We start from the raw sequence: 12,491 nt of genomic DNA, 5'->3' as shown, positions 1-12,491 counted from the left end.
ATAAATTATTATGCTTCCCATTGAAGAGTATAAAACAGCTTTTTTACAGCATATAGAAAAAATTTTTACTCCCAAAGAGCCTATTCACCTCTATGAACCTATTCAGTACATTCTTAACTTAGGGGGAAAGCGTATTCGCCCTATACTTACTCTTATTGCAACCGATATTTTTGGTAAAGACTATCGCAAAACACTTAATGCAGCTACTGCCATAGAGGTTTTTCACAACTTTTCACTTATCCACGACGATATTATGGATAATGCTTCTCTAAGGCGTGGCAAACCTACTGTACATCAAAAATGGGATACAAATGTAGGTATACTTTCAGGAGATGCTATGCTTATCATTGCCTATAAATTATTAGAGGATTATCCTTCAGAAATATTTCAAGAATTAGTAAAAACATTAAGTGAAACAGCCCTTAAAGTATGTGAAGGACAGCAAATGGATATGGATTTTGAAAAGCTACAAGAGGTAAGTATTGAGGCATATATGCAAATGATTTCATACAAAACTTCAGTTCTTATAGGAGCTGCCTTACAAATGGGTAGTATTATCTCTGAAACTACTAAGGAAAACCAAATAAATATGTACAATTTCGGTTTAAATTTAGGAATAGCTTTTCAGTTACAAGATGATTATTTGGATACTTTTGGAGATGCTTCATTTGGTAAAAAAATAGGAGGTGATATTATAGAGAATAAGAAAACTATACTCTATTTAAAATCTTTAGCCCTAAGCAATGAAAAACAACGTGAAGAACTATTGAGAGCATATACTTTAAATGAAGTTGATAATAAAATAGCAAGAGTAAGAGAGATTTTTCAGATAACAAATGCAGACAAAGCAGTTCGCCAGCTGATAGAAAATTATACTCAAAAAGCTCTTATGATATTAGAGAAAATAACTATAGGAGATGATAAACGAGAATACCTCAGAACTTTTGCCCTACAATTAATGGATAGAAAAATATAAAACGGTATAGATTTTGTGCTTATAAAACAAGATTTCAAAACCTTTTAAATAACTTATGATATGAAAAAAACAACTGTTTTTATACTCCTAATTATGGCTGTTGTTCTTAGTTCTTGTGCTAGTGTATATGTAGCTACAGATTATGACCAACAGGCCGATTTTTCTGCATACAAATCATTTGCTTTCTTTAAAGAAGGTATTGATAAAGTTCCTATCTCAGATTTAGATAAGAAACGTATTTTACGAGCTATTGAGCGTAATTTAACTTCTAAAGGAATAACACTTTCTGAAAAACCAGACGTTTTAGTAAATATCTTTACACGTGAACAAGAAAATGTAGATGTATATAACAATTCTCCGTACTATTGGGGCTGGGGAATGGGTTGGGGGCCTTTTTGGGGAGGAGCAACCTATAATGTAGCTCGAAGTACAGAAGGTTCTCTTTATATTGAAATTATAGACGCTCATAAACGCGAACTTATTTGGCAAGGTAAAGGTATAGGTAACCTACCTCAAACAACGGAACGCAAAGAAGAAGCTATTAATAACTTCGTAAATAAAATATTAGAAAAATATCCTCCAAAACAGTAAGTCTCATAAATTATTCAAGTACTTACTCATAATAAAAGTTTCCAAAAATATGGAAACTTTTTTTGTTTATTAAGTTTTTTATCGTACCTTTGCCCCCGATTTAGAACAAACAAAAGATGGATTTAATTAAACTTTCTATTAAGCGTCCCAGTGTACTTATTGTGATGCTCTTGTTGTTGCTACTTGGTGGCTTCTATTCGTATAAGTTATTGAACTACGAGCTCATTCCTAAGTTTGAAGTGAATGTAGTTACAATCTCTACTGTGTATGCGGGAGCCTCTCCTTCGGAGATTGAGAGCACCGTGACAAAGAAAATCGAAGATGCCGTTTCGGCTTTGGAAAATATCAAAAAGATACAATCATATTCGTATGAAAGCCTTTCGGTGGTAGTAGTACAACTTACTAACGATGCGAATGTAGATAACACCCTTAATGAGGCACAGCGCAAAATTAATGCAATAAGAGCTGATTTGCCCGATGATGCTAAAGAACCATCATTGAGTAAATTCTCTCTTTCCGATTTGCCTATTGTGTCCATAGGGGTTACCTCTAATCTATCGGCACAAGAATTGTACGACTTGGTAGATAAAAAAATACAGCCGGAGTTATCACGTGTTCCAGGAGTAGCACAAGTGAATATAATAGGTGGTCGCAAACGCGAAATACGCGTGAGCATTGATGCTAAGAAGTTAGAAGGTTATGGTCTTTCTATAGCTCAAGTACAACAATTGATTGCAGCTTCGAATATGGAAATTCCTGCGGGTAAAATTAAAACTCGTGAGAATAGCACTTCTATACGTTTGCTTGGTAAATTACAAGATGTGAAACAATTACGCAACCTTATACTTGCTTCACAGAATGGACTAGAGATACGGCTTTCGGATGTAGCTGATGTGCAAGATACCGAAGAAGAAGCTACCAAAATAGCGCGTATAGACCAAGAAAATACTCTCTTGCTACAAGTATTGAAACAAACTGATGCTAATGCTGTATCGGTGAGTGAGTTGGTACGCAAGAAGATGGAACAAGTAGAGCAGACTTATAAAAATGATGGAGTAAAGATGCTATTGGCTGAAGATACTAGTGAGTTTACCTTGGAAGCAGCCAACTCTGTAATGTCCGATTTGATATTGGCAATTGTATTGGTAGCAGTAGTGATGTTCTTCTTCCTTCACAGCCTACGTAATGCTATTATTGTAATGGTATCTATACCTACTTCTCTCATTGCTACTTTTATAGGTATGTATTTCTTTGGTTTTACACTGAACTTGATGAGCCTTGTTGCCCTTTCGATGGTGGTAGGTATCTTGGTGGACGATGCTATTGTAGTATTAGAAAACATTCACCGCCATATGGAGATGGGTAAGAATAAAGTGCGTGCTGCTTTTGATGGTTCTAAGGAAATTGTGCTTACTGTAATGGCAATTACCTTAGTAATTGTGGTAGTGTTCGTTCCTATTTCATTAGGTAATGCTATTGTAGTAAAAGTATTGCGTGAGTTTTGTTTGACTGTAGCTATTGCTACAATGCTTTCATTATTGATGTCTTTTACAGTAGTCCCTTGGTTGTACTCTAGGTTTGGAAAATTAGAACACGCAAATCCCAATTCATTTTTAGGAAAGATGACCATAGGATTTGAAGGATACCTCAAACGCTTTACACAGTTCTTCTCTGACTTATTGGTATGGGTATTTGCCAATAAATGGAAAACTATTATTTTGGTATTTTTCCTTTTTGTAGGTTCTTGTTCATTGATTCCTACTGGATTTATCGGATCTGAGTTTATGCCTAATATGGATAGAGGAAAGTTTTTAGTGCAGTTTGAATTGAATAAAGATGCTTCCTTAGAGCAGACTAACTTTATGACCCAAAAAGCTGAAAATTATCTTCGTAGCTTAAAAGTTGAGGGTACCAATAAACCTTTGGTAGAGAGTATGATTACTACTGTAGGACAGTCTACCAGTGGTATGGGAGCTTCACAAGCAACCCCTTACAAATCGGAAATACAGCTTACTATTATCGATAAGAAAGAACGTAATGAATCGACTAACGTAATTGCGGCAAAGCTGAAACGCAAACTGAGTCAGTATTTAGTAGAAGCTAAAGTGAAGACTGTACCGGTAGGATTGATGGGAGCTGAACAATCCCCAATTGCTTTGGTAGTTACTTCTGACAATGTGGAAGTAGCCCAACAGTACGCTGAGAAAACAGCTGAGCTTCTTAAAACTGTTGAAGGTGCTACTGAAATTAAGCTTTCCTCAGAATCTGGTAATCCCGAAATAAATGTGCAGATAGACCGCGATAAGATGGCAATGTTAGGACTTAATATTGCTACTGTAGGGGGAACGATGCGAACCGCTTTTAATGGTAATGACGACAGTAAGTTCCGTACAGGAGATTCAGAATACAATATTAATATAGTGTTTGAAGAAGGTAGCCGTCAGTCTATAGACGATATAGAAAATATGATGTTTATCAACTCGGTGGGACAACAGGTAAAACTATCACAATTTGCTAATATTGTTTATGCTTCAGGACCTACACAGCTAGAACGTTATGACAAATCGCCTTCGGTAACCGTAAAAGCTCAATCGGTAGGTCGTCCTACAGGTACTATAGTTTCAGAATGGAAAACTAAGATAGACCAATTAGAAAAACCTGCTAACGTACACTTTGTGTTTACAGGTGACCAAGAGATGCAAGACGAAGGTTTCGGTACCTTGTTTATATCGCTCTTTGCAGCTATTCTCTTAGTTTATATGGTAATGGTAGTATTATACGACAGTTTTTCACGACCTTTTGTGGTATTGTTCTCTATACCGCTTTCGTTCATTGGAGCTTTAGTAGCTTTGGCATTAGCCAATATGTCACTCAATATCTTTACTCTTTTAGGTATCATTATGCTTATTGGGTTAGTTGCTAAGAACGCAATTATGTTAGTAGACTTCGCTAACCACCGCAAGCAAGAAGGGGAAGATACTGTAACTGCATTAATACAAGCAAACCATGCCCGTTTACGCCCTATCTTGATGACGACTATCGCAATGGTAGCAGGTATGATTCCGCTTGCTATTGCCAATGGAGCAGGTGCCGAAGTGAACAATGGTTTGGCGATTGTAATTATAGGTGGACTTATTTCGTCATTGTTCTTAACACTTATTGTAGTGCCTTTGGTATACCTTATTTTTGACAATATTGGCAGACGTTTCGGTAAAGGTACTAAGACTGATTACGAAAAACTGATGATTGCCGATTACGAGCACAGAGACATCAAAGGCGAACACGAAGTATAACTATAATTCATCTTATTTTTTACTTATCTCTTAGACGGTGTGAGGTCGTAGCACGACAGGCAGATAGAGCGAGACGCATAGGCAGATATAGTGAAAAGACGAACAAAAGACGAACAAAAGACGAACAAAAGACGAAGGAATGACAGACCTAAGAGGATATTAAGTTGAACTAATGTTAGTCAGTTCATTTATTACCGCAACGGTATGACAGGCTACTATGGCTGCTGTTTCGGTGCGTAAGCGAGTATCTCCTAATGAGATAGGCACAAATGCTTGTTGCAAAGCGGTGTTTATCTCATTAGTAGAGAAATCGCCTTCAGGACCTATAAGCACGGTAATACGCTCAGGAAAGGACTTGAGTGCGCGAGAGAGCAAGCGCTTTTCATTTTCTTGACAGTGAGCTATATATTTAGCTGAACTATCTGTCAGCATCGTTTTGAAAAACTGAGCTGATGCAATAGGAGCATTCAGTTTAGGCAAATAGCATTGCAACGATTGTTTCATTGCTGAAAGGAGTATCTTTTCAAAACGTTCTACTTTGATAGTGGTACGCTCAGAATGTTCACAGATAATAGGAGTAATTTCATCAACGCCTATTTCGGTGGCTTTCTCCAAAAACCACTCATAACGTTCATTCATCTTGGTAGGTGCTACCACCAAATGTAAGTAGTAAGGACGGGGAAGCTGAGGAGTACATTTCAGTATAGACACCTCACATTGTTTAGGTGTAGCGAAATCTAATTTTGCTTCAAAAAGAAGTCCTTTACCATTGGTAATATGGAGTGTATCGCCTGCTTTTTTGCGCAGTACCTTTACTATATGTTGGCTTTCTTCCTTATCAAAAAAGCAATTTGTGCTACTTGAATGAAGGTTGGAGTGGAAAAATAATTGCATACTCATAATTTTATTTTCTTAGAAAAAATGGGCTTTATTGCGGGACAAAGATACAACAAAATAAAAAAAAGTAGATTTTTTATTTTGTAATTATAAAAATTGACTTACTTTCGCCCCGTGAAAAGTAATATTAATATGAAACGTGTAATAGTAGACTACAACAAACTAACTAATGAGATTCTCTCAATGTTGGTAGAGAAATACCCCGAAGGGTATACAGATGCAGATGTGATTCGTTTTAAGAACGCTAAAAATGAAACAGTTGATGCCTTGGAAGTCCGTACTGATGACACTATATATTTAGTGAAAGTAAGTACCCGCTTAGCTGACACTATGGAAAACTTCGACGAAGATGATGACTTTATGAATAACGAAGAAGATGATATGAGTGTAAGCAATTTAGATATACCTGATGACTCTTCATTAGACGACGAATAATAAAACACTAAAAAGCGTATGATTACCGCTTATATTCCTTATCAAAATATTCGTTTTTTCTCTAAACTCATCACTGATTATGTAGGTGAGAATAAAAAATTACGTCCTTTTTATCATAATTTCCCTTCATTGTTAGAATTTAAAAAGCAAATAGAAGAAAAAGCTCTTGATTTTACTGAGGAGAAACGCCATATTTTGGTCAGTAGTTTAAAAGAACAATACGCTGAGGTAAAAACTACTCCGAAAGTACTTAAAAACATCGAACTTTTATCCAAAAGTAATACTTTTACCATCACTACGGGACATCAATTAAGTCTTTTTACAGGACATCTTTACTTCATTTTCAAGATAATTTCGGTAATTAATACTGCTAAACAGCTCGCCGAAAAGTACCCTGATAAGCACTTTGTACCTGTATATTGGATGGCTACAGAAGACCACGATTTTGAGGAAATTAACCACTTTCACTTCAACAATCGCACAATTTGCTGGAATAGCGACCAAACAGGAGCCACAGGCAACTTTGCTACTGACACACTTGAAGCGGTGTTTCAGACTTTTGACAAAGCCATAGGTCTAGGCAAAAATGCTAATACTTTGCGCACACTCTTCCACGATAGTTATCTGAAAAATAAAGATTTAGCCTCTGCCACTCGTTACTTAGTAAATGCTCTCTTCGAAACATACGGAGTTGTAGTAATAGATGGTAACGATAAAGCCCTAAAAAGGCAATTTATCCCTTACATAAGCGATGATTTACTACACAGTGTGGCACATACTGAGGTTACTAAAAGTATTAAGGCTTTACAGACTGTAAATAGCTCTTATCCCGTGCAAGTGAACCCTCGTGAGGTGAATATGTTTTATCTTACAGAAGGAGGACGACATCGCCTTGTGCGCAGTGCGGACGGCTTTGAAGTACACGGTACGGATATTTGTTTTTCTGAGGAGGGGATTTTAGAGGAACTACGCACCTATCCAGAACGATTTTCGCCCAATGTAATCTTACGACCTTTATATCAAGAAGTAATATTACCCAATTTGGCATATATTGGTGGAGGCGGTGAAATAGCCTATTGGCTGGAATTAAAAGGCTTTTTCAATAAGGAGAAAGTACCCTTCCCAATACTAATGTTGCGTAATTCAGCAATGCTTATTTTGCAAAGACAAGCTGAAAAACTACAAAAACTACAACTTTCAGTAGAAGACTTATTTCTAAAACCAGAAGATTTAAAAAACAAGAAAGTAAGACAGTTAAGCGAATTTCCTATAGATTTTACTCCTGAAAAAGAGTTACTACACAGACAGTTTGAGCATTTATATGAGTTAGCTAAACGCACTGATGTTACTTTTGAGAACGCTGTAAAAGCACAAGAAGTAAAACAGCTGAAAGGGTTAGACAAACTGGAAAAACGCCTCTTAAAAGCCCAGAAAAGAAAGTTTGCAGAGGAATTGGAACAGACTATTTTTTTACAAAATGAACTCTTTCCTAACGGAGCCTTACAGGAGCGTTTTGCTAACTTCACAGATTTCTATTTGATGAAAGGAGAAGAACTCATTCCTGAGTTAATAAAAGACTTTAATCCGTTTGATTTTAGGTTTGTGGTAATACAATGAAAATGTTGTATCTTTGCACCCAAAATAACGAACAATGAAAAGTATTCTTGAAATAAGAACAGACTTCCCTATACTCTCACGCACTATTCATAACAAACCTCTTATCTATTTTGATAATGGAGCAACTTCGCAAACGCCTACACAAGTGATAGAGGCAATAGTGCATTATTACAGTTACCAAAACGCTAATATACATCGTGGAGTACACACTCTCAGCCAAGAAGCTACCGATGCTTATGAAGAAGCGAGGAAGAAACTACAACGCCACTTCAATGCCCGTAAAAGCTCTGAAATTCTTTTTACTGCGGGAACTACCCACAGTATTAATTTAGTGGCTAATGGTTATGGCGCACTGATGCAAGAGAGAGACGAAGTAATTATTTCGGCTTCAGAACACCACAGCAATATAGTACCTTGGCAATTGGCTTGTCAACGGAGTGGGGCTACCCTAAAGGTAATCCCGATGAATGAAAAAGGAATTTTGGACTTAGAGGTGTATAACCAACTGCTAAATAAACGTACGAAGATAGTGTGTGTACAGCACGTATCGAACGCCTTAGGAAATATTCACCCTATAGAAGAAATTATAGAAAAAGCACACCGCGTAGGAGCTGTTGTATTAGTAGATGGAGCACAAGCAGCCCCACATTTGCAACCCGATATGCAAACTCTCGATGTTGATTTCTATGCTGTTTCAGCTCATAAAATGTACGGACCTACGGGGGTAGGAGCGTTGTATGGTAAAGAAGAATTACTATTACAATTACCTCCTTATCAAGGAGGGGGAGAAATGATAAAAGAAGTGCATTTTGAAGAGAGTACTTATGCCGACCTCCCTTATAAGTTTGAAGCAGGTACTCCTAATATTTGTGGAGGTATTGCGTTTGGATCTACAATTGACTATATACAGCAATTGGGAATGGAAGCTATTGCTACACACGAACACAAATTATTAGAATATGCTATCGCTAAATTACAAAATATAGAAGGCATTACTCTTTACGGTAATGATGATTTGAGTAAGCGTACCGCTGTTATATCATTTAACTTACAAAACATTCACCCTTACGATGTAGGTGTAATTCTCGACCAATTGGGAATTGCTGTACGTACGGGGCATCATTGTGCCCAACCTATTATGGACTTCTACTGCATACCAGGTACAGTTCGAGCGAGCTTTGCTGTTTACAATACCTTTGAAGAAATAGATACCTTTGTAGAAGCTGTAAAAAAAGCTCAGAAAATGTTAAGCTGATAAACGTATAAAAGGAATTTAAGATATAAATACTATAGTTTCTCGTAAAAAGGTCTCTCTATATCAAAGATTTCTTGCAATAGTTGCTCGGTATACTGACTGTACAAAGCGAGAGTTTGAGCGGTTACATCATAGTCTTTTACCTTGTTGATATAGGTGTGGAAACGCAAGAATCCTTTTTGCAAACGCTTAAACGATAGGTTGGCAACTATCATCGGTTCATCAATCTTGAAATGCTGGGTAATCATATAAGCATAAGTGAGGAGTTGGAAGGCTTTGCCATACTTAATATCGGTAATGAGGTTATTCCAATCTTTGATGCGCACATCGGTTTCTTCTACAATACCTGTTTTGTAGTCGATGATGTGCAACACTCCGTTACGTCTATCCACCCGGTCGATAATCCCTTTGAAATTAACAAGAAAAGGCAAGTGAGAAGCTTGGAAAGGTATTTTTATCTTCTGTTCTAAATACAGAGGAATAATTTCAGTACCACTCTTTATTTCGTTGAGTTCCAAAGTTAAAAAACTACGCACATATTTCTCTATTACATTGAAAATAAGCCAGTTTTTACCCGTCCTAAAATCAGTACTTCTGTACTCTTCTTCAAAGCGTTTTTCGATAGTAGGGAGTACCAAAGGTTGCATTTTTTTGATGTGCTCTTCGGTGAGTATTTCGTTTAAAAAAGGTGTGTACAAATCTTCTAAAGTGCCGTGTACGATATTTCCAAAAGTACGGGCTTCAACAGTTTCTTCTACCTCTTTTTCTTCGTATACCTGTAGTACTTGTTGCTCGTAGAAAGTGAGTGGGTTGCGGATATAGGTAGTTAGTGCTGAAGGTGAAATGCCTTTCTCCGCAAGTGCCTTTAGTGCATCGATTACAGCGGTCGTTTTTTTGATATTAAGAGGTCGCAACACAGCAGGATATACCTCAGGTGCCTTAATTTGATGCACTACCTTGTGAGTGGGAATTTTCTCTGCCAACAATTGGAGGATAAACCTACTTTTTTCCTTACTTTTCAGACTATTCATCTCGGTATCGTAGAATAGGTGTACTTGTTTGGCGCGCTGTAAAATGCGGTAGAAGTTGTAACTGTACACCGCATCACGCTCTTTGTAGGTAGGCAATTCCAGTTCGTACTTCACATCATAAGGAATCAGAGAGCTGTCGCTTTTGCCTAAGGGTAATACACCTTCGTTTACCGAAGTGATAATCACGCGTTCAAAATCTAAACTACGGCTTTCCAGTACTCCCATCACTTGCAAGCCTTCCAAAGGCTCACCGCGGAAATTGAGCGAACTCTTCTGTAATACATCTAAGTAAAAATGATAGAGCGTTTTCACCGAATCGATATAGTTGTACTGCTCTTGCAACTGCTTCAACTGATTGAATAACTGGAAGAAGCGATAAGCATACTCTTGAGTGAGTAGGTGAGTATTGCTCTTAGGGTCGATTTGTGCTTTTAGGCGATAGATAAGCGTAATAGCATTGTCGATAAGAGTAATGATGAGTGCTTTGCCTTTGGCATCGGGGAATAGTAAAGTGAGCATCTCGTGTTCAGTATCATCTACCGACTCGAATAGCTTTTTACGGGTGATATAAGTGAGGTTATGCGTTTTGATGTGCTGCGAAATATGGCGCACCACATCTTCTTTTAGCAAGGTGTGCAAGAAAGGTTGAGAGAGCAGGTTCAGTATATCTTTATGGTAAAAACTCTTGGAAAGATGCAAGCGAAAATAGGCAACAAAAAGGTCGTTGAGAGGAGTTTGTTGCAAGGGGTAGCCCATAGTAATGTTCACACTTGTTTTGGGTTGCACGGCTTGTAGTACAGGTATGAGCAAATTCTCATCGGCGATGATGAGGGCGGTTTTTTCTAATGCTTTGGCAGGGGTATTTTTGAGCAGTTCGGCTACACTATGTGCCTGATTGATGCTTTTGGGTACCCCCGTAAGATAAAGTTCTTTCTCTTTTTCGTAATTGCTTTGTATGAACTTAGGTTTATGGGTTTGGTAATAACGCCAACTGTTAGTATATTTGCGCAAGAAGAACCCTGCATCGTGAGTAGGATTGTTCAAAAAATAAGTATCACCATCCCAATAAATTTCACCACCTATATCCATTAATATAGATTGAATCACGTGCTGTTCGGCTTTGGAAAGGGCGTTGAAACCGACGAATATATGAATGCTATTGCTGTGTGTTTGTAGGTATTTGGGGAGTTCTTCTACAGCTTTTTTGGCGATGAAACCACCATAACCTTTACCCATTTTGGTGAGTTTACTGCTGAGGGCAAAATAGTAATCGCCGAGGCTATTCCAGAATGCTAAGTGTTTCTTCTGCATCTCGCTAAGCTCGTCCATACCCGACCAATGTTCGACTTCTTTGAGGGCGTGAATATAAGGGAATATCTTATCGGGATTTACCAAATACTGGTCGATTTCACTAAAATCTTTGAGAGCCGTTTGTCCCCAGCTGAGGAACTCTTCAAAGCTATCAGGGGTATCTTTGCAAGTTTTTACATAACAATCGTAAAACTCAAAGAGCAAAGGCAAATTGCTGATAGGTTGCACGTCCGAAATACGCGTAAATAGGTCGGCTATTCCGATGAACTCAGGGGCAATAGTAGCGTGCTTTACTTGCTCGGCAAAGTGTTTTTTGAGGAAGAGTGCAGGGCGTTTACCCGTAGTAACAAACACAAGACGCTCTATCTTATCGGGATAGTTTTCTAAAACATCGGTAATAACTTCTTGTAAATAACTCATAATGATTTGCTAATTTTCTAATTTCCTCATTTCTTCAGCAATCGTACTCCCATATAGCCCAAAGGCAATGCCATTACTCCCAAATAGAAAGCGTGGCGTATCACTACCTCAGGAGCGTAGATTATTACTACTGCCAAGCCAAAGAGTGCCCCACCTAAATGAGCTGCGTGTCCTAAATTGTCTCCTTGTTGTGGGTTGAACATCATAAATACCGAATACCCAAAGTATAATGCTCCAAAGAGCCATCCTGGCAAGAAGTTTACACTCAATGCTGTAGGATATAGAGCAATAGCTGCAAAGATAATCCCCGATACAGCTCCCGAAGCTCCTATGGCAGAATAATAGGGCTGTTTTTTGTAAATGTACAAACTGAACACACTCCCCAGTAGCATTGAACCAAAATAGATAAGCAAGAACATTAGGTTCCCCATAGAACCGATAATCACATCTTGAAAGAAGTAGAGTGAAATCATATTAAAAATGAGGTGTTCCCAGTTGGCATGCAAGAAGCCTGAGGATACCAATCGCACATAATCGCCCTTTTGCACTGCTCCTACATTAAACTTATAACGGTTGAAAAAAGTAGGATTCTTAAATCCATAATAACTCATTGCTATAGTCGCAAGAAGAATGATAATAAAAGTGATATTCATAAGTTTTATATT

At 37.8% G+C, this 12,491-nt stretch carries 9 protein-coding genes; 6 read left to right on the top strand and 3 right to left on the bottom strand.

What is annotated here, in order from left to right:
- The first annotated feature begins 10 nt into the window (after window positions 1-10).
- The 3 genes from AM608_RS01710 to AM608_RS01700 all read left to right on the top strand — a co-directional run bounded on the left by AM608_RS01710 (window position 11) and on the right by AM608_RS01700 (window position 4,860).
- The gene (locus AM608_RS01710; RefSeq protein ID WP_053580566.1) at window positions 11-976 is read left to right on the top strand and encodes a polyprenyl synthetase family protein; all 966 of its coding nucleotides are present in this window, start codon (window positions 11-13) and stop codon (window positions 974-976) included.
- Between the two features lie 60 nt (window positions 977-1,036).
- Window positions 1,037-1,567 (top strand): DUF4136 domain-containing protein, encoded by a 531-nt coding sequence (locus AM608_RS01705; protein ID WP_009411802.1) that lies wholly within the window; start codon window positions 1,037-1,039, stop codon window positions 1,565-1,567.
- Between the two features lie 116 nt (window positions 1,568-1,683).
- The gene (locus AM608_RS01700; protein WP_053580565.1) at window positions 1,684-4,860 is read left to right on the top strand and encodes an efflux RND transporter permease subunit; all 3,177 of its coding nucleotides are present in this window, start codon (window positions 1,684-1,686) and stop codon (window positions 4,858-4,860) included.
- A 159-nt stretch (window positions 4,861-5,019) separates the two neighbouring features.
- On the opposite strand, the gene AM608_RS01695 is transcribed toward AM608_RS01700, so the two are convergent.
- Window positions 5,020-5,760 carry a 16S rRNA (uracil(1498)-N(3))-methyltransferase gene (locus tag AM608_RS01695; RefSeq protein WP_053580564.1) on the bottom strand — a complete coding sequence of 247 codons (741 nt, stop codon included), beginning with the start codon at window positions 5,758-5,760 and terminating at the stop codon, window positions 5,020-5,022.
- Window positions 5,761-5,889: 129 nt separating this feature from the next.
- Between AM608_RS01695 and AM608_RS01690 the strand changes: the two genes are divergently transcribed.
- The 3 genes from AM608_RS01690 to AM608_RS01680 are packed head-to-tail and all read left to right on the top strand — an operon-like array spanning window position 5,890 to window position 9,064.
- Window positions 5,890-6,192, top strand: a complete 303-nt coding sequence (locus tag AM608_RS01690; protein WP_002671767.1) for a hypothetical protein — start codon at window positions 5,890-5,892, stop codon at window positions 6,190-6,192.
- 18 nt (window positions 6,193-6,210) lie between these two features.
- Entirely contained in the window at window positions 6,211-7,809 is a 1,599-nt protein-coding gene (gene bshC, locus AM608_RS01685; RefSeq protein ID WP_053580563.1) for a bacillithiol biosynthesis cysteine-adding enzyme BshC, read from the top strand.
- 34 nt (window positions 7,810-7,843) lie between these two features.
- Window positions 7,844-9,064, top strand: a complete 1,221-nt coding sequence (locus AM608_RS01680) for an aminotransferase class V-fold PLP-dependent enzyme (protein WP_053580562.1) — start codon at window positions 7,844-7,846, stop codon at window positions 9,062-9,064.
- A gap of 32 nt (window positions 9,065-9,096) precedes the next feature.
- Here the strand turns inward: AM608_RS01680 and AM608_RS01675 are convergent, their stop codons facing one another.
- Window positions 9,097-11,826, bottom strand: a complete 2,730-nt coding sequence (locus tag AM608_RS01675; RefSeq protein ID WP_053580561.1) for a PD-(D/E)XK nuclease family protein — start codon at window positions 11,824-11,826, stop codon at window positions 9,097-9,099.
- A 26-nt stretch (window positions 11,827-11,852) separates the two neighbouring features.
- The gene (locus tag AM608_RS01670; RefSeq protein ID WP_015782870.1) at window positions 11,853-12,479 is read right to left on the bottom strand and encodes a rhomboid family intramembrane serine protease; all 627 of its coding nucleotides are present in this window, start codon (window positions 12,477-12,479) and stop codon (window positions 11,853-11,855) included.
- Window positions 12,480-12,491: the final 12 nt, after the last annotated feature.

This window comes from Capnocytophaga sp. oral taxon 323 (genome assembly GCF_001278825.1).
GTDB classification, from domain to species: domain Bacteria; phylum Bacteroidota; class Bacteroidia; order Flavobacteriales; family Flavobacteriaceae; genus Capnocytophaga; species Capnocytophaga ochracea.
The sequence above is the reverse complement of the archived record's forward strand: the minus strand, read 5'-3'. Positions and strand labels throughout refer to the sequence as shown.